This window comes from Laspinema palackyanum D2c, assembly GCF_025370875.1.
GTDB classification, from domain to species: Bacteria; Cyanobacteriota; Cyanobacteriia; order Cyanobacteriales; family Laspinemataceae; genus Laspinema; species Laspinema palackyanum.
The window spans coordinates 181305-199828 of the sequence record NZ_JAMXFD010000007.1; the positions used below are offsets into that span (position 1 = coordinate 181305).

The following is an 18524-nucleotide window of genomic DNA, read 5'->3' on the forward strand; positions in this document are numbered from 1 at the left end:
TATCATCCCCCCCAGATTGCCCACCCCTTCGTCCCTACAAGGCATAAGTCCCAACCGGGAATAGCTCTTGCTCAGAGCCTTCTGCCTAAAAATGACATCCCTCCACAGGGCAGGAGGTGGCCTGGAAAACGGGAGGTTAGGGCCAATTGATTGATTGATATCCGCGTTGAAACCGGGTTGCTGTACAACAGGGATTGATTTGAGGGTACAAGAGGGTAGACAACCCGGTTTCTGACTTGCTGAGAAGGTTCGAGCTCTAACCGGGGTTCAAGGGTCATGTAGGAATCCTAGAAGGAAGGGTGACGGTAACCGTCGTGCCTACACCCACTTCACTAGCAATGGAAATTTCCCCGCGATGTAACTCGACACATTTTTTGGCGATCGCCAAGCCCAAACCCGTGCCCTGAATTGTCCCCACATTGCTCCCTCGGTGAAAAGCATTGAAAATTTGGCCCTGTTCTTGGGGTAAAATTCCCAATCCTTGGTCTTTTACCCGAACAATGGTTACAGGGGACTCAATTTTTTTTAATTCCGCCTCGGTCAAAGATAAGGCGTTATTTTCAGACCCATTATCCGGATTATAGAAAATTAATTCTACTTCGACCATCCCTCCTTTCGGAGAATATTTGATAGAATTAGAGAGAAGATTAACCAACAGTTGTTGGATTAAGTGGCTGTCAAGAAAAAGCTCAAAATCATCGCCGTGGTGAGTTAACCTAATTTGATGGGGAGAGGCGGGAGAAAGCCGTAAATTTGCAATTGCTTCTTGGCACAGACGCTCCAGATTCACCGGAGCCGGATTAAACTCCATCTCTCCGGATTCTACCTCATTGATAGACAACACATCTGCCACCAACTGCGTGAGATGAGTCGCCGCCAATTGAATCCGTTCGAGATGTTTGAGCCGTTTTTGCTCATCCCATTTGTGCCAATAACATTCCAGCAATTCAGCCGAAGATAAAATCGCCGTCAGGGGAGTCCGGTACTCATGGGAGACCATTGTCACAATCCGAGACCTCAATTCGTTGAGTTCTCGTTCTTGCTCCAGTGCCTTGATAATTTCTCGTTCAGCTTTTTTTTCTTGTAAAAGCCGCTGAACGCGCCGTCGCAAGACCGCCCAAAGAATGGGTTTGGTAATATAGTCGGTCGCACCCGCCTCAAATGCTCGATCAACCGAATCCTCATCTTCTAAGCTGGTAATCATTAACACCGGGATACTTAACCCACCGGCGATCGCCTTAATTTGAGTACAGCAGCTAAAACCATCCATCCCCGGCATCTTGGCATCCAGCAGCACCATATCCGGGTTGAGTTGTTTGTACAGTTCCAACCCTTCGATGCCATCCGACGCCTCGACCACTCGATACCCTTCATTGTGCATTGCCCGACGCAGCATCATCCGCGTTGTCCGGTCATCATCTACCAGCAGAATCAAAGGAGAATTGTTTTGGGAATCATTACTATTCATCTAAATCTTTTACTAGGATATTAGGAGAACCGCACTCCGCGCGAGGCGTGAGTGTCTCTAAGAACAAAACTCTGTCACGAGCGGGATTCTGTGCCATCAGTCAGGAAACTAGGGTTGCACCTAGACTGGCTCAAACTGTTTTTGTCCCTCGGAAGGTAGACCTTTTAAAGCTTACATTTATCCGGTTAAGGGGGCGGATTTAACTTCCGCCGTTTTCTCCTGGATCAGCTCATCCCTTGCCCTTTAAGGGTGAGTGAGAATCCGAGGGTTGTCGTCAAAGACGACAAACGGACTTCGCAGTTGAGATCATCCCTCCCCGTTGCCGGAGTGATGAGGTACAAATCCAAAAATTTGACATTCCCAAGGGAGGCACTGAATCCATCAACAATCTGTACTTCGACCGACTCCAAAGCGCTATAAGTTGCGTTGGAGGAGCCGGATAGGACAAAGAGTGCCAGGATATTTTGTCATGAATCACACCAGATGACTTGACTTTTTTGAGACTGGACAAAACTACAGGAAAATACTGCGGTCTTTGACAACCGGATTGAGCATGAGTCAGGGTTCGGAGTCGGGAATTGCTCAGGGGGGAGGCGAGTCCCGGTCGTCCAATATGGGCCCTGCGGTTCTACTTCCGGTTTACCCCCGGGTTCCAGAGGCAGCCGAGGGGCTCTCAGGAGGCTTGCGGTCAGGCAGATAGGAATTAGCCTATGCGATCGTCATCCTCTCCCGTCAGGGGTTTTCAGAACACCCCTGACTGGACTCAAACCAAACTGGTCCCTAGACTGGGTTCAAGGGATAGTTGTTAGGGAAGTCTTGGCCGCTAATTAGCTCGCAATGAGAAAAGCTCCTCTCTATTATCTCTGGAATTGGAGGGATTGGCGAAACTGATACCCCGTAAGCTAAGTGGCCTGTGAAGAGCGATCGCCACCCCCATTTTTCCGCGATCGGCCAGAGTTACTTCCTTGACGGCGAACTTCCGAGCATCCGATTCGGATCCCTCAACCCTCTTCCCTCAAAACCGCACGGGAACCCGTGTGAACCAATGGACGGGAGAAATTTGAGGGGGGAAATCTGCATCCACCCCTCATCTTTGACAAATCACAGGATACCAAGGCCGACTGATAGCGCGACAGAATCACCGGCGACGACTGGCACTTCTTCCTCAAAATGCTACGCCCGGACCCCCTTCTCTGTTATAACTTAATCCCCCAATCGTAAATTTTAAGCTATCGTAAGGTTTGAATATCATCTTGATTGTTTTTAGTCAATGTTTCTTTGGGGAGTGGTCTAGTTGCCGAATTGCCTATAAAAGAGTGCTTTATTCCCTAACTCCCCCTCTATCTATTTTATTGAGAACTCCTTGCTCCAATTGCTATTGAGCAACTCCCTCTAGTAGTAGAGGCAGGATCTGTTGTATAGTCAGCGATACCCTTCGCGATTCAAGATCCGCTAAACCAGTGGAGGTGGAGGGAGTGACAACAGCACTCTAGGTAGGGTCGTTAGGAGGAGGTCCCGTTTCCCGGAATTGGCCTCATTTGTTGCCAATCAATCATTTGGGCAATACTCTATCAAGGGATTATAGTGGATCCTTGAATTCACCCTGATTGGCTTAATCAAGTTAGACCCTCTATCTGACTCATCATGTCAGGCTGAATGATGACTCTTGACCTGTTCACACCAGCACAGTTGTAGCTATGGCCTCTGCCAAGATTCTTGTGGTTGATGACGATCCGGCGATCCGGAATTTAATCCATCGCTTTTTAAGTAAGCAAGACTATCAAATGGAGTCGGCTGAAGATGGAAAAAAAGCGCTCGAACTCTTCGAGCAATTTAATCCAGACTTGGTAATTCTGGATGTTAACTTACCCGATACTACGGGGTATCAGCTTTGCCAAGCGATGCAAAAGCGCACGGGTGTTTTCGTTTTAATGCTAACCAGTCGCACGGATGAAGCTGATAAAATCCGGGGATTTAATTTAGGTGCAGATGACTATATTACCAAACCCTTTAGTCTCGTCGAACTCGGGGCCAGAGTCGGGGCGCTGTTGAAGCGTCAACGGGTGGTCCAGGTTGCAGAACAACCCTCGGTTGATTTCGGATCAATGAGCATCGATCCCGTGCGTCGCGAGGTAACGATCTCTGCTCGTCCCATTCTCCTAACGGCCCTTGAATTTGATCTACTCTATTTTTTAGCCTCTCATCCAGGCCGAGTTTGGCGTAGATCTGAACTGCTTCAAGAAGTTTGGGATTATGACTATGTGGGGGATCAGCGCGTGGTGGACGTGCATATCGGCCAAATCCGCCGCAAAATCGAAGGGGATGGCATCTATCCCAAACTGATTCATACGGTGCGCGGAGTGGGGTATAAATTTGAAGCTCACAGTGGTGATTCCGAAGATGCACCGGAGGAAATCTAGTCCAAATTTAGATGTGATCGTCCCTAATTTTCAATTCATTCTCATTCGGGACTCAATGGCGTCTGTACGAAAAACAAACGCCTTTTCCCCGGGGTCCCAATGTTGGTGAATCGGCTGTTTGAGTTGCTATAGAGGGGCCTAGGCAATCTCTCCAGCTCACTCTCTTTTCTCTTCATTTGCTCTCGAAAGGTTTTAGAAATGTTTGGGAATCTGGTACTCCCCTCTCCCTAATGGTTTGCCCGGATTCATTACATCCCTACCTCTGTAGCAGCCTCCTCTCCCGATTCATCAACCCAGATTCCCCAACCTTTGCCCGTTACACCGGATGCTGAAACAGGGTTTCCAGATACACTCTAGCCGCTTGGTGATAGTTTTTTGAGGCTTCCGGGGTCCGGTTATCCCCATTTTGTAACAAAAACAGAGACAGGGCCGCAGCAAACACCCGGTCTTGATCCCAGTCGGGGTGAGAGTCTAAATACCCTTTAAGGGATTGATGCAGTTCTTCTGGAATTTCTGCAAGGATGCTGACGTTTGCGTTCATTCTGGAAACCTCCGTGCGCGTTCCGCGTAGCTGTTAACGTTTTACCAATCCCCACCGGCTTTGATTCAAGCTGGCGTTACTCTCATTCGGGTTGCCGCATTCCGCTTGAGCTCGCTCGTTCAAGCTAAAGCCCTTCGATTAGAATGCTGGCTGCTTATTTTAAAAAGCTGCAATGACGAGAAACCCTTTTGTTTTAGGTTGGCGGTTTCATTGTGCGCTCAGAAGGGGTGGAGTTGTCAACGTTGCGAAATGTTACAATTTTCGGTCTGGGTCCCTCAGAGCCACGAGAGAATAAGGGTTTTAACCATTTATTGTTACAGAACTTTACAAATTTTCCCCAGGCGATCGCCTTGAGGCATTTTTTGACCTTAATCCCCAGTTCAACCAAAACATCAGAACTCGAAGGCGATCGCCTGGGGAAAACTCTCCCTAACCTGTGGAAAACCCCCGATAACCTGTGGAAATCTTTGTGGAATCTGTGGGGAAAACCAGCCGAAAAAATAAGAATTGCAAAATTTTAGCAATTTTAGGGAAGTTAGAAATTGGTAACTGAAAATTATCACTCTCCACAATATAGAGTTAGTGATTAAAAATCCAGTGATTATTAACTGTTGATTTTATCCGCAAATTTTCCTCGGGAGTTCTGTCTAGGCATTGCCTAGATTTAGGGACCATCCCAGGTGCCTTGTCCTCGCCAATCATCCCATTCTTGACTTCCTGCCCCTTTAACCCCTCTCCCCGGGCATGAACCCGGGGATTTTTCAGCGCGATATCCCACCGTTAGGGCCAGGATTGTTAAGTTCTACTAACTTTGCTTGACGCCTAAAAATCCTATCTGTAACAATTGTTACAGACAAAAATATTACATAACCCATGTAGGTACAACCCAGATCGAGTTTTTGGATCCAGGGTCACCTTGAGCATAAAAACGGAAAAAATTATGAAACTCGACCTAGTTAAACAAGAATTGGAAAAACTTTATTTGCGATCGCCCGAATGGATCCCCACATCCCACCGGGAAATCTTATGGCAGGAACCCGAACCCAACACCTGGGTGCAATTACTAGAACAACCCAGCGAATACAGTGCAGATCAAGCCTTACTTCTGTGTAAATGCGGCGATCGCGAGTGGGTAGCCTGGGTCCCCGAACATGGGGAGGTCATCTTGCATGAAGACCAATTTTACGGACTCTGAATACGAAAGAAGGAGGAGATGTTTGTAGTAACGACTTTAGTCGTTTCTTCTCCCCCATCTCCCCTTACCACATCCCCGCAGCGAGTCCATAATGCACCAATAACCAACTCAACCCGGTTCCCACACCGATGCCTAATGTGGCAACGGCTAGGTGACGAGCGATCGCACCTATCCCAGCGTTTTTCCGTTGAATTTCCTGTTTGGCGGTACTGCTTAAAACTAATCCCGTCACCCCAACTTCTGCCACTTTCCCCGCCATTCCCGTAGCCACTCCGAGCGCCACAAAAGACAAACCAAAAATTAACAGCGGTAGTAATACCACCATCCGTTTAAAGCCTGCCTTAAATAACTCTAATATCCCAATGCCAATGCCTCCCATTGCCATTGCTGCTACAATAACCCCTAATAATTTTCGTTCTGGATGCTCTAACCAGGCAATATCGACTACGGTAAAAGACCACAAACCCAGTCCGACTAAACTCGGCGCAACCAACCATTTTCGCGAAAATTCAGCCACCTGCTCGATCGCCGGGTCCTGAATCTTATCGGAAAACCCTCTACCCGATAACAGAACCAAGGGAACGGCGATCGCCACCGCCACATAAGGAGACAGAAAAATCAAGGGAACAGCTACCGTCGTTCCAAACAAGATAACTGGAAACGGAACTGCGACTTTTTGTTTCCAATTGGCCATTTTACCCGGTTCTGAACCTACCCATTCTGCCGGAACTTCCCGAGGAGAAACCCACAGGGAAAGCGGGATAATTTGGGTTTTATTCGCGGTATTGGCATGAAGTAAAAGATTTCGAGTGTAATCTTGACTAACGACTAAATTTGTGGTATCAATTTTAATTTCAAATTCAGTTTCATTCCCCTGAAACTTTGCGGGTTTTATAGAGATCCAATCCGGCTTTGTCTTGGGATGATTCGAGTCTGGAGCAATTTCCCACCGTCCCGCTAGGACTGTATCATCCACCGGATTTTTGACCGTGAGAGTTTGGGTGAGGGTTTCTCCGGCTTGGGTGCGTAATTCCAGCCGAGTCTGGCTAAATTCCGCTTCCGGTAACAGGCGGCACACCGAAATGGGAGTCAGGGCTTCTAAAGCTGCTGCTGCATGAGAAAAGCGATCGCCACTATTCGGTTCCACCATTTTCTGTAACCAGTGAATAAACTCATCACTGAGATGGGGGACTAACTCCGCAAAATTGAGGCGATAGCTACTATCAATTAAGCGGTTAATTTCACTAGAATCCGTTTGGGTTAGCAAACATATTAGGGTCACTCCTAACCCATATAAATCAGACGCTTCCGTAAGTTTTAGATTGAGTAATTGCTCTGGTGGCATGAACCCCGGTGTGCCAGAAACTACACTACTTTGCGCCACATCGCCTCCACCGATGCGGGCAAATCCGAAGTCAATGAGGTAAATAATATCGGTGCGATCGCCCATTAAAATATTTTCTGGTTTGATATCCCGGTGAATCACCCCGGGAACCCGGTTTTGCAGATAAACCAAAATTTCCAAAACCGCCAGAGCAATTTGTTTGATTTTCTCCGGGTCCAGACGCCGAAAAACTGCTAAAGATTGGGCATTTTTATAGTCATGAACCAGACAAAATCCCTCCGATGTTTCAAAAGAATCCAGATAGCGAGGAATCCCCGGGTGACTCAGACCCTGCAATACTTTAATTTCCCGTTCATGAGCTTTGTAGGCGGACCAATCTGCACCGGGTTTAGCAAACTGAAATTGTTTGATCACCACAGGTTTTTGAGTTTTCAGATGGGTTGCCAAATAGGTCGAACGACCCCCGGCATAGTTATGACCCAAACTCTGAAGCACTTGATATCCATGACTAGAACAGTCCGGGAACTGAGGCGAATTAGAACCCGGGGAGAGGGTTGGACTCGACCCCTGGGGATTCAGGGATGGGTTATCCTTGCCCTTGAGGAGAGAGAAGAGATTTCCGTTTCCAGGATGTCCCGCTTCCTCCAATCCCAAGGGAGCTTTATTTCCGGCAACCCGTTGGGAGAGTTGTTGTAACCAGGTTTTCATGACTTTTTCGGCCATCACTTTAACTTGAGCAGCGATCCCTTTCTATTCTAGGGGATGGCTTTCCCCACCTGGGTAAAAATAGGATAAAATTTCCCTGGAGATTGGGAGTCATGGCCGAAAGGCCCGATTTGCCATGTCAGGGGACAGTTTCTGTCTATTTCTAGTTTTTAGTCAGTTGAAATCAAAGAATAAACACTCATTAAGATGGACAATTTTTGGGTGAAGCGTTCAAGGTTACAAAACTGAGGAAATATTTGGCAAGTTAAGCGAGTTTGGAATTCCTCTCACTGAAGTAGAATTTTTGGAGCAGATTCAGTCTTGTTATGGGGCATCGGAACTGCGAAAAAAATGGAAAACCCAGTATGAGATATCAGCCCAAAGGCGGGATAAAGATTTTCTCTCTCTAGGGGCCAGGGTGTTATTGGAAAGATTAGCACCAGATTTGCTGAGTGCGGAGCAACTCCATGATGTAATTGAAGCCGGATTTTATAACTTGGAGGAGAAGCAAGAAGTCCAAGAAACCTGCGATTTGTGGTTAGAATACTGGGGTAAATTTAAAACTCGATTTATTCCAATGGGTCTCTCATTTGCGGAGTTAGAAAAAAAGCTGGATGGCGGTCTCTACTCCGTTGCCGGTTGGCTGCTAGAAATAGCCGAGGCCCTAGACCAATGCGGACAAAAACAACAAAGCTATCTTCAAAAGAAGATTGATTATTGTGAAGAGTATATGACGATATTTCCTGATGCTTACGAAAACCATGCTATTGAGATAATGGAGCAAAAATCTGGGACTTTATTTGAATTAGAACAAGTGGAATCTGGAGATGAATGTTACGAGTAAATTCTGACGAATTATCCCGATAATAATAATATATATATCTCTTGGGGGAGGTTCTATTGGAAACCTGATTGGTGTTCCCATTCAAGACTTAATTTTGACAAAGCCGAACAAATTTATCGGAGGGGATTGGCAAATTCATTCCCCGAGTTTAAACGTGATATTTTGGAGGAATTGAAAGCATTAGAGAAAGCCCGATTAAAAAATAAGGGCTTTGGGAAACCCAGAACCACAATGTGAAAAAATTGAAAAAGTTAAAACGTAAATAATCGGTGGCGGCTCGTGATTTACGCTGTTTTGAAGCGGGTAGCGGCAGTTTAAATCAGTCTGAGCCTAAAATTAAGGAGTGGGAGCATCTTGCTACCGATCAGGAGTAGGGAGCAAGATGCTCCCACTCCTTAAAGAATTTTCAAACTGATTTAGAGTCGCGCTATATCACTTGATCCAGGCCAAAAAATAGCCCGCTTATGCGGGCGTAGGACGGGGAATTTACCTATTTTTTGAAGCGGTTGTTTTAGCGTCTCATGTAATTTCTTAAGCTTCCCCGGACTTCCCGTGCATCGCTAGAGCTATCGCTGGCAACAGCGATCGCAGCGAGGAGTTCCCGTCCACTTTCAATGCACATAATTTTCGCTTCCAAATCCCTGGTGGCACCCTGGATTAATTCATTATCCTGGACTTCCACATTCTCCAATCCGGAGGATTTCATGGCTTCAACCGCTTGTCTTACACATCCGTCCCGGTTTGTCGAACTCATGCGGACCCAAGTCAAGCGCAAATTTTGGTTTGCTAACGAGGGGGTGGACCAAAACAGAAGGCTCAAGCCTACGGTAGTGGCGATGGTTTTTTGAAGGGTTTTCATCATAAAAGCTAAGGTTAAAGTGTCCAAGTAACTATAACGCTTTTTGGCCTTTTAAGTTCCTCCGACGGGAGAAAAAAGAAGGCGTTCGATAAAAAGAATAACCCGGTCCGGGGACAGTTAGACGAGGAATCTTTGAATTTGTGACGAGTTCGGCGCATTCATCAACAGTAGATTACCACCCCAATGGGGGATGAAAGCTTGAAAAATTAAATTTTAGGTAATTGGGATTGGGGTGAAATGTTATCAAAATGCTCGGATTTACACCCGGAGTAAAGGGGAAAAGAGGCAATCCGCTAATTGTTTGTTTTAGCCGTTTTGTCTGAAATTTCTACGGCTTTATAATAGGCGCGCTCATAACAATCCCGGGCTTCTAAATAGCGATTTAATCGCGACCAAGCAATGCCTTCCATTTCCAAAATATGAGGGGAACCCATGCTATTGGGACACAGAGCCAGGGCTTGTTTATAGGCAAAGATTGATTCTTCATAACGTTCAAGGGTAAAGAACAAGGCCCCTAAGCCATTCCAGGCTTGATAACGGGCAATCGGATTAGCGCTGACTTCTAGGGCCTTGCGATAAGAGGCGATCGCCTCCTCGTAGCGATGCAACCGTTTGAGGACCTCCCCCCGTTGCTGCCATGCATAGCAGGCGGTGGGTTTTTGGAGTAAAGCACATTCATAAGCGGCGATCGCTTCGAGATAGGCTTTTGCTACCCGGAAGCGATCGCCTTCCCGCTTCCAATACTCATAATTTTGTTCACCCTCTTGATGTTCGGTTGACAAACTATCCTTTCGATTGAACAGGGGTTGATGCCTGTTCGAGTTCGTTGGATAGATCTCAGGTAACTCATGAAACGGTTGTTCTTGCATTGGAATCTCCTAACAGAGCCATTCCTGGAAAGGGGTCCTTTGTATGACTGAAGACCCATTCAGCTCGATACCTACCCCAACCTTTAAGGTTGAGTATAGATGAGGTTTCTTAAACCTGTTGTTCCTTAAAATAACTCACTTGATCCCTATGTCAGGATTTCTTAGTAAATTTTTTATACTTTACCCGATTTTTGTTATATTACTTAACGTTAGTTCACCCTAATTCATGAACTATCTTCATAAACTCCACCCCGGCCCGGTCCATCCTAGAGGGGGACTCACGTCAAGGTTCGTATTTAATTTTGATGACATGGAAGCAGCAGATTTCCGTTACAATCAGGAAAGGGCCAGGATTCATTCGGCAGAAATGCGCGATGCCAATCCGCCAGTCAGAGTGGTCAAAACCCCGGAAATCTGGCAAGGCGATCGCCTCTCAAGGCTGAATGGGTATAGTGATCGCCGCCCTGTCAACCCTGACCAACCCCTGAAGGGGCGATCGGCTCCACCCCAGGGGTCCAGATTGTAAAGTGATGTTGCGAATCTTTCAAAAATCTTGAAAAATCTATTAAAACAGAAACAGCATATTACTCCGATCTTAAATCTATAGTTTTCGAGGAAACCCCTTAATGAATAAGCTGCAAAAATACCGATTGGTCTGCACCCTGACCTTTGGAGATATCTACGGACAAATCATCATTTGGCTGATCGTGATTTTCCTGAGTTTAGCCTCCGCCCTCGCCTTGTGGAGTACCGCTCGTCAAATCTTCGCCCTCGCTACAGTGGGTTTAATCGTCGTTCTCTCCCTGCCCTTTCTCCTGTTTGCCTTCGTCACCACCTTGCTCAATCACATCGAACTGAAGCCGGTCGAGATCTCTGCAGAACCGGCGGAGTCAAGTTCTAGAACTGCACCCAACTCTAATCCCGCCCAAGCAGCGAGTTAGCCTAACCGAGGGAGAACCGACTGCTGAACCTTAAAATCTTTAATGCGGCCCTGTTCATCCTCAAGCGCGAATCCGCGATCGACTGAGCGATTCTAAAAAATTCCCTACCTTTGAGGAGGGATTTTTTTTTGAGTGGGAAGATAGATCCAGAACCAATCCAGAACACCTTTAGATCCCATAGATCCAACGAGAGCTAAGAGAACCATGATAGAACATGACGTCATTATCGTCGGGGGCGGACTTGCCGGTTGTCGCGCCGCAGTGGAAATTGGGCGCATCAATCCCAGCATCGATGTCGCCGTAGTCGCCAAAACCCATCCCATTCGGTCCCATTCCGTTGCCGCCCAAGGGGGAATCGCCGCTACCCTCAAAAACGTCGATTCCACCGATAGCTGGGAGGCCCACGCCTTTGATACGGTCAAAGGGTCCGACTATTTAGCCGATCAAGATGCGGTAGAACTGCTCACCAAAGAAGCCCCTGATGTGGTTATCGACCTCGAACACATGGGTGTTCTCTTCTCCCGGTTACCCGATGGGCGGATTGCTCAAAGGGCCTTCGGGGGCCATTCCCATAACCGCACCTGCTACGCCGCAGATAAAACCGGCCATGCCATGTTGCACGAACTGGTGAATAATCTGCGCCGCTATGGGGTCCAGGTCTATGAAGAATGGTACGTCATGCGGTTGATTTTGGAAGACGGACAAGCCAAAGGATTGGTGATGTACCATATTCTCGATGGCCGCCTGGAAGTGGTGCGCGCCAAAGTGGTGATGTTTGCCACTGGGGGATATGGACGGGTGTTTAATACCACCTCCAATGACTTTGCCTCTACCGGGGACGGGTTGGCGATGTCGGCAATGGCGGGGGTGCCGTTACAAGATATGGAGTTCGTGCAGTTCCATCCCACGGGACTCTATCCCGTGGGGGTGTTGATTTCGGAGGCGGTGCGTGGGGAAGGGGCCTATTTAATTAATAGCGAGGGCGATCGCTTTATGGCAACCTACGCCCCCAGTCGCATGGAATTAGCCCCCCGTGATATTACCTCTCGGGCGATTACCCGGGAAATTCGCGCCGGACGAGGAGTCTATCCCGATGGTCGTCCTGGAGGGCCTTGTGTCTTCCTCGACCTACGACACATGGGACAGGAAAAAATTATGAGCCGGATCCCCTTCTGTTGGGAAGAGGCCCACCGTTTGTTAGGGGTCGATGCAGTCTATGAACCGATGCCTGTACGTCCCACGGGTCATTATTCAATGGGAGGCATTCCTGTTAATACCGAGGGACAGGTCCGAAGTGGTCCCGATGGGTTGGTGGAAGGATTCTTTGCAGCAGGGGAATGTGCCTGTGTGTCCGTACATGGTGCCAATCGCCTGGGGAGTAATTCTCTGCTGGAATGTGTGGTGTATGGGAAAATCACGGGGGCGGCGATCGCCCGCTATGTGGAAAACCGCAAATTGCCGGACCTCGACGATCGCCCCTACCTCCAACAAGCTCAACAGGAACTGCAATCCCTGGTCGATCGCTCGGGACCCCTCCGCATTGGGGCCGTTCGTCAGGGATTCCAGGATGCCATGAGTGACCACTGCGGCGTGTTTCGTAGTGATGAACTGATGCGGGAAGGGTTAAAGCAGTTAGAACAGTTCCAGCAGCAGTATCAGCAGATTTATTTAGACGATAAAGGCAAACTGTGGAACACGGAAATTATTGAAGCGTTAGAGTTACGCAGTTTAATGGTAGTCGGACAATTGATTTTAGCCAGTGCACTCAACCGTCAGGAAAGCCGAGGCGCTCATTTCCGCGAGGATTATCCCGATCGCGATGATGATCAGTTCCTCAAGCACACCTTGTCCTATTATTCTCCTGCCGGTGTGGATATTCGCTATCGACCTGTAACGATTACTCAGTTCCAGCCGAAAGAACGGAAGTATTAAGCCCTAGCCCTGAATTGGTGATGCCAAAGAACTCAAAACCCTTGAACATTTGTAGGGTTTTGTTGATAGATACAGCCCAGCCTAGATAAGGGATTTCCAACAAATAAAACATTTATATGTTTTATTTGTTGGAGTTCCTTAAGTGTTTCAAAATTTGACCCAATCAAACTGGGTCAGGTTTTTTCCTTCCGGGAACTGCATCCAATAAAATATCCAAAAAACTCTCACCTTAAAGCATGGGGAGGAAAACGAAAGTAGCCCGCCTGCGGGGGCTACTTTATAAAAACGACTTTTGACAACCGGATTTGGTATAATACGGAACCCGGTATTTAAAGGTCTATAAAAACGGATTGTAGGGGCCTGCGCATCGAAGCCCCTACACATACAGATTGACGCCGCTCGTTTTTATAGACTTATCGGTATCGTATTCCGTATAGTTACCCAACCGAGAAGAAATCCTCTTGACCAATCAGCGAAACATCCACCCCATTAACCGTCGCCAGTAAGTTGTTACCGGCATAAATTAACGTGCCAGTATTGCCTTGGGTTAAGGTTAGGTTCTCGAAGGATAAACCTTCTGCCAAACCAATCAAATCTTCTCCATTGGTAAAGTCAACTATGAGATCGGTTCCGGCATTGGGACGGATAACAAAGCGATCGCTGCCTGCACCGCCTACCATCGTATCGTCACCCAAATCGCCTAACAACCAATCATCGCCATTACCCCCGATGAGGATGTCATTATCATTGCCACCCCATAGCACATCATCGCCGTCGCCACCGTCGAGGGTATCATCCCCTTGATTGCCATAGAGGAAGTCATTATCGGCGTCACCAAAGACGAAATCCTTGCCTAAATCGCCGTATAATTCATCAGTGCCAGCGCCACCTTTGAGCGTATCGTCATCTTGACCCCCATGTAAGACATCATCACCATCGCCGCCGTCAACCCAGTCATTTCCTTGGTTGCCATTGGCGAAATCGTTGCCATTCTCACCGAAGATCACATCATTTCCCAAGTCACCGTATAAGCGATCGCTGTCATCGCCACCGAGGATAGCATCGTCATCCTTCCCTCCGTGAACCCAGTCATCCCCCGCACCGGCTGCAATATAGTCAGTGCCTTGGTTCCCATGAATCGTATCGTTGGCATCGTTGCCATACAGATTATCATTGCCTTCTAACCCTTGGACAAAGTTGCTGCCCGCGTCATCATTGATCTCGTCAGCCGCGTTAGTGCCCATGAGATTATCCAGGGAAGTTGCCTCAGTATTGGGTGAGACTTGAGGAACCGTAAGATTGGCGATCTCGGTAAACACAGTATTGAGAGATGCGATCGCCTCAGATGCCGAGGGTAATGGGTTGATGAACAGCGGTGGAATCCCGGGACTGCCTGGATCGGAGGAACCGGCAGTGGCACTCGAAATCCGACTCGTCAAATTTTCGCCCGTGTTATTCTCCACCACTTCTGCAATGGATAAATTGCCTTCCCCGGCAGCAAAGAACTCGTCCGTGGTGGTGCCGAGGGAAACTTTCTGGCGCGTTGCGATCGCCCCATTGATATCCGTCTCCCCATTTGCCACCGCATCTGCCTTTTCCTGATTCGCCTCAGCCATCACCGTAGCCGCATCCGCCGCCATCGCCACGATCCGATTCACATCCAAAGTGGGGTCAATGGTAGCCACATCTTGAGTCGCCGCTTCGATTAGGCTTTGCAGTTGTTCGGCAGAGTTTAAATCCAAGGCATTTTGGGAGAGAACCGCATTCGCCAAAGTATTGACAACTGATCGGCTAATTTGAGCTTTCTCCAAACTGGAAGCGCCATCGAGTAACGCCGCAGTCTGAGTGACGAGATTTTGCACCTGGACCATTGCCAGATTCGTCTCGACCCCTCCGGGAATTCCTTCTTCCGTCGCTGCGATCGGGTCAAACGTAGACAAATCCACCTCATCCGGTAAAGATAACGCTTGTGTGACCTTTTGATTCGCTTCCAACGGCGACAAACCCTCGTCGATCGCCTCCGCCACCAAGCTGGTTAAAAGACTGACAACTTGAGAATCCGGTGTCGCTGTCAGCGGCGTTTCCAACGGTAAACCATTTGCTGTATCAATCCCGCCGGTAATCACAATGTGACCCTCTTCCGGGTCGAGTTCCCCATTGCCATTGGTATCGAACGCTTCCAGAGATGCCTCAAACTCAAACAGACCCTCTTCATTCGTCGTCGAGGTGGGTTCGTTTTCATCGCGGACGCCATTTTTATTCGCATCAAAGAACGCATCAGCCCCGGCAATATAGCCATCAATTGCCCAACCGGTGAAAATCCAAGGAATCGAGATGATAGGGGTAAAGATCGGACGGGGGGTAGGAATCGCCCATACACCTGTGTTGGCATAGTTGATGATTTGCCGTCCCAGGGGGCGATCGCGCCAATCCCCAAAAGAGGACATAAAGTCATTCACGGGTGGAACAGTGCCAGTGGCTCCCGAGATTTGGAAAATGATATCGTTATAGTCGCGATTGCGATTGCTCCTAATCGGCATATCCTCCCAAGCAAAGGTATCGCCGTTCCCCGTCAGATCCACCATCTGACCTTGAATTGCGTGATTGGAGAAGAAAGGAAGGCGAGGGCCACTCAAGAATGCAGTCTCGTTTAAAACACCCCGCACCGTGCCATGAGGGACAAGCATCATGGCAAACTCTGTGCCCGGATTCATGGCAAAATTCTCAATGCCTTGATACCAGCCGCGATTCCAGTTGGATTCCCCGAATTCAAAAAATCGATCGCTCAACAGCGCTCGATCCCAACGATCAGAGATAACCACATGACCTTGGTTCGGGTTAAGCGCTCGTCGAGCCGCCTCCCTCATGTACTCCCGGGAACCCACCTGGAGGTTTTCCATCCCCTCAATACTGAAGATGGCCACTTCTCCCTCATAGCCACTGCCGTCAAACAAGAACTCCACATTAACCCGTCCATCGTCACCCACGACAAACACACCCGGAGAAGTTGGATCTAGAGTTGGGGGTGGCGGGTTCGGAGTCGGGCTCGGAGTCGGGCTCGGAGTCGGGCTCGGAGTCGGGTTCGGGGTCGGGCTCGGGGTCGGGCTCGGAGTCGGATTGTCTCCTCCGGAGACAAAACCATCAATAACAATGGATTTACTGCCAGCCAGAGAGTTGCTGGAACCCAAAGCCGGAAGGGTTAACTCGACATTTTCACCCAATTGGTCTTGAATCGTAGCCCCATTCAGTGATAAGGCCGTATTGGAGAGGTATTCTAAGTCAGCAGAACTGTCTCCCGCTTGCACCACATAGTTAAAAGTGAGGGTATTACTGCCGCTCCCACTGTCGTAAATCGCCGCGCGATCCGGGGTGCCGGTTTCCAGTTGCAGGCGAGGAGTACCCGTGACGGTAACAATTTCGTCAAAGGTGACGGCGATCGGGATAGTTTGTCCGACGCTGTAGCGACCGTCAGGGGTGGTGGCGGTAACCGATGTCACCTTGGCAGTCTGGTTCAGAAGGACCGAGAGGTTGTTGCTGCTTAAGTTCGCCGTCACCAAGTCGTCTTTGCCGTCCTGATTGAAGTCTCCCACATTGAGTAAATACGGACTGCTTCCCACATCGAAAGTAGCTTGGGAAGCGAAACTGCCACTCCCGTCTCCCAGGAGGACGGAGACAGTCTCATCCAACTCGTTCGTCGTCGCCAAGTCCGACTTACCGTCCCCGTTGAAGTCTCCTACCTTGATCGAACTCGGCCAAGTTCCTACAGCGAAGGTAGTTTGGGTAAAACCCCCACTGCCGTCTCCCATAAGCACGGAGACGTTGTCGTCGGAGTAGTTCGCCGTCGCCAAGTCGTCCTTGCCATCCCCGTTGAAGTCTCCCACGGTAATGAAACGCGGTCGGCTTCCCACGCGGAAGGTGGTTTGGGGGGCGAAACTGCCACTGCCGTCTCCCATAAGGACGGAGATGGTGTTACTGTCGCGATTCGCCGTCGCCAAGTCCGACGTGCCATCCCCATTAAAGTCTCCGATGGTGAGGGAAACCGGAGCGGATCCTACGAGGAAGCTGGTTTGCGGCGCGAAACCGCCACTGCCATCTCCCAGGAGGACGGAGACGCTGTAGCTGTCCCGGTTCACCATTGCCAAGTCGGATGTGCCATCCCCGTTGAAGTCGGCCACGTTGACGGACATCGGAATCCGTCCCACGGCGAAGCTGGTTTGCAGCTCGAAACTGCCATTCCCGTCTCCCAGAAGGATTGATACATTGTTGTCGAAGCCGTTCGCCACCGCCAAGTCGGACTTGCTATCCCCGTTGAAGTCTGCCACGTTGACGCTAGAGGCACCGGAACCCACGGCGAAGGTGGTTTGGGTGCCGAAACTACCACTCCCGTCTCCCAGGAGAATGGAGACGTTGTTGCTGTTCTGGTTCGCAACTGCCAAGTCATCCTTACCATCCTCATTGAAGTCTCCAATGAAGACGGATTCGGGCCAAGTTCCTACAGGGAAGTTGGTGTAAGAGCTGAAACCGAGGGTATGAGAGTAGGTGGCGAGGGTGTGGGGGGAGAAGGGTGAGGAGTTACGGGTCCTTTGTCTTTTGTCCGTTGTCCCTTGTCCTTTGTTAGGAGTCCCATCACATAAGACCCATTCCCAGTTCCCATCTCCCTGTTCCCACTGGGGAAAAATTTGTTGCAGGTTCCAAGTGCCGCCTAATGCGGAGTTGCCGGTGGGGTGGGGGTTGGCGTAGATAGCGATCGGTAGGTGTTGGTATAGCTCCTGGAGAAACTGCTGTCCCTCGGTTCCGGCGGCCACTTCACATCCGTAAATGTAGAGTTGGTCAAGGGGCCACTGGTGCAGTTGGGTAGCGTAGTTGCCGAGGGTTTGGTGGTTGAGGATGCTGTTGCCCAGATGGAGGGTTCCGGGGGTTCCGTGAGAGATGAGGTGAAGGCTGAAACTCCCTAGGGAGAGGATTTCGGTAATTTGTGCAATGCCGTCGCGATCAGGGTCGAGGATGTGGACTTCGCTTGGAGGGGCGATACCTGCGACTAGGGTTTGGTAATCGTCCACCTTGGGATCGATGATGACCAGTTGTCGGGATAAGAAGTTTGAATTGCTCGATCGGACAGGATCGATGGTTTGTAGAGGAGAACGGGAATTATTCGTCATAATTTTAGTGGTGGGATATTTCTTTGGACTCTTAAATCTTTTTCACCTTTTTGAAGAAAAGAGGCGAATCGTCCCGAAAAGGGTACCCTATTTTTCTCTCTTTTTCTGCGCTAGGGTGTGATCTCAGTCACAATTGTTTCAGAATTTTCCCTGTTGACAAAATATAACGATCATAATTGTGATGCTTTTTCTCCGTAGTTTCATGGAGAGAGCCTCCTCCCTGGCGTCTCCATCGGATGAATTTTC

At 48.9% G+C, this 18524-nt stretch carries 13 protein-coding genes; 7 read left to right on the forward strand and 6 right to left on the reverse strand.

What is annotated here, in order from left to right; translation table 11 throughout:
- Positions 1 to 274 precede the first annotated feature (274 nt).
- Complete coding sequence (locus NG795_RS11550) at positions 275 to 1468, reverse strand: hybrid sensor histidine kinase/response regulator (protein WP_367288820.1); 1194 nt, start codon at positions 1466 to 1468, stop codon at positions 275 to 277.
- Positions 1469 to 3165: 1697 nt separating this feature from the next.
- On the opposite strand from NG795_RS11550, the gene NG795_RS11555 reads away from it, so the two are divergent.
- Positions 3166 to 3888, forward strand: a complete 723-nt coding sequence (locus tag NG795_RS11555) for a response regulator transcription factor (RefSeq protein WP_367288821.1) — start codon at positions 3166 to 3168, stop codon at positions 3886 to 3888.
- A 316-nt stretch (positions 3889 to 4204) separates the two neighbouring features.
- Here the strand turns inward: NG795_RS11555 and NG795_RS11560 are convergent, their stop codons facing one another.
- A complete protein-coding gene (locus NG795_RS11560) occupies positions 4205 to 4429 on the reverse strand; it encodes a DUF2811 domain-containing protein (protein ID WP_015150167.1) in 225 nt (74 codons plus the stop codon).
- Positions 4430 to 4740: 311 nt separating this feature from the next.
- On the opposite strand from NG795_RS11560, the gene NG795_RS11565 reads away from it, so the two are divergent.
- Positions 4741 to 4950, forward strand: a complete 210-nt coding sequence (locus NG795_RS11565; protein WP_367288822.1) for a hypothetical protein — start codon at positions 4741 to 4743, stop codon at positions 4948 to 4950.
- Positions 4951 to 5369: 419 nt separating this feature from the next.
- Positions 5370 to 5624: a hypothetical protein gene (locus tag NG795_RS11570; RefSeq protein ID WP_367288823.1), complete on the forward strand. Its 255-nt coding sequence runs from the start codon at positions 5370 to 5372 to the stop codon at positions 5622 to 5624.
- Positions 5625 to 5688: 64 nt separating this feature from the next.
- Here NG795_RS11570 and NG795_RS11575 read toward each other — a convergent pair whose 3' ends face one another.
- Positions 5689 to 7692 carry a serine/threonine protein kinase gene (locus NG795_RS11575; RefSeq protein WP_367288824.1) on the reverse strand — a complete coding sequence of 668 codons (2004 nt, stop codon included), beginning with the start codon at positions 7690 to 7692 and terminating at the stop codon, positions 5689 to 5691.
- 286 nt (positions 7693 to 7978) lie between these two features.
- On the opposite strand from NG795_RS11575, the gene NG795_RS11580 reads away from it, so the two are divergent.
- Positions 7979 to 8518, forward strand: coding sequence for a hypothetical protein (locus NG795_RS11580; RefSeq protein ID WP_367288825.1), 540 nt, complete (start codon positions 7979 to 7981; stop codon positions 8516 to 8518).
- A gap of 511 nt (positions 8519 to 9029) precedes the next feature.
- Here NG795_RS11580 and NG795_RS11585 read toward each other — a convergent pair.
- Positions 9030 to 9380, reverse strand: coding sequence for a hypothetical protein (locus NG795_RS11585; protein ID WP_367288826.1), 351 nt, complete (start codon positions 9378 to 9380; stop codon positions 9030 to 9032).
- Between the two features lie 290 nt (positions 9381 to 9670).
- Positions 9671 to 10159 (reverse strand): tetratricopeptide repeat protein, encoded by a 489-nt coding sequence (locus NG795_RS11590; protein ID WP_367288827.1) that lies wholly within the window; start codon positions 10157 to 10159, stop codon positions 9671 to 9673.
- A gap of 397 nt (positions 10160 to 10556) precedes the next feature.
- On the opposite strand from NG795_RS11590, the gene NG795_RS11595 reads away from it, so the two are divergent.
- The 3 genes from NG795_RS11595 (at position 10557) to NG795_RS11605 (ending at position 13119) form a co-directional block, all read left to right on the forward strand.
- The gene (locus tag NG795_RS11595; RefSeq protein WP_367288828.1) at positions 10557 to 10772 is read left to right on the forward strand and encodes a hypothetical protein; all 216 of its coding nucleotides are present in this window, start codon (positions 10557 to 10559) and stop codon (positions 10770 to 10772) included.
- Between the two features lie 100 nt (positions 10773 to 10872).
- Positions 10873 to 11187 carry a hypothetical protein gene (locus NG795_RS11600; RefSeq protein WP_367288829.1) on the forward strand — a complete coding sequence of 105 codons (315 nt, stop codon included), beginning with the start codon at positions 10873 to 10875 and terminating at the stop codon, positions 11185 to 11187.
- Positions 11188 to 11391: 204 nt separating this feature from the next.
- Positions 11392 to 13119 carry a succinate dehydrogenase/fumarate reductase flavoprotein subunit gene (locus tag NG795_RS11605; RefSeq protein ID WP_367288830.1) on the forward strand — a complete coding sequence of 576 codons (1728 nt, stop codon included), beginning with the start codon at positions 11392 to 11394 and terminating at the stop codon, positions 13117 to 13119.
- A 437-nt stretch (positions 13120 to 13556) separates the two neighbouring features.
- On the opposite strand, the gene NG795_RS11610 is transcribed toward NG795_RS11605, so the two are convergent.
- Positions 13557 to 18278 (reverse strand): FG-GAP-like repeat-containing protein, encoded by a 4722-nt coding sequence (locus tag NG795_RS11610; RefSeq protein WP_367288831.1) that lies wholly within the window; start codon positions 18276 to 18278, stop codon positions 13557 to 13559.
- Positions 18279 to 18524: the final 246 nt, after the last annotated feature.

Excerpts from the sequence above, each read along its gene's own strand:
- NG795_RS11550 (WP_367288820.1), bottom strand. The coding sequence starts at position 1,468 with ATGAATAGTAATGATTCCCAAAACAATTCTCCTTTGATTCTGCTGGTA.
- NG795_RS11600 (WP_367288829.1), top strand. The coding sequence starts at position 10,873 with ATGAATAAGCTGCAAAAATACCGATTGGTCTGCACCCTGACCTTTGGA.
- NG795_RS11560 (WP_015150167.1), bottom strand. The coding sequence starts at position 4,429 with ATGAACGCAAACGTCAGCATCCTTGCAGAAATTCCAGAAGAACTGCAT.
- NG795_RS11585 (WP_367288826.1), bottom strand. The coding sequence starts at position 9,380 with ATGATGAAAACCCTTCAAAAAACCATCGCCACTACCGTAGGCTTGAGC.
- NG795_RS11610 (WP_367288831.1), bottom strand. The coding sequence starts at position 18,278 with ATGACGAATAATTCCCGTTCTCCTCTACAAACCATCGATCCTGTCCGA.
- NG795_RS11555 (WP_367288821.1), top strand. The coding sequence starts at position 3,166 with ATGGCCTCTGCCAAGATTCTTGTGGTTGATGACGATCCGGCGATCCGG.
- NG795_RS11570 (WP_367288823.1), top strand. The coding sequence starts at position 5,370 with ATGAAACTCGACCTAGTTAAACAAGAATTGGAAAAACTTTATTTGCGA.
- NG795_RS11575 (WP_367288824.1), bottom strand. The coding sequence starts at position 7,692 with ATGGCCGAAAAAGTCATGAAAACCTGGTTACAACAACTCTCCCAACGG.
- NG795_RS11605 (WP_367288830.1), top strand. The coding sequence starts at position 11,392 with ATGATAGAACATGACGTCATTATCGTCGGGGGCGGACTTGCCGGTTGT.
- NG795_RS11595 (WP_367288828.1), top strand. The coding sequence starts at position 10,557 with ATGGAAGCAGCAGATTTCCGTTACAATCAGGAAAGGGCCAGGATTCAT.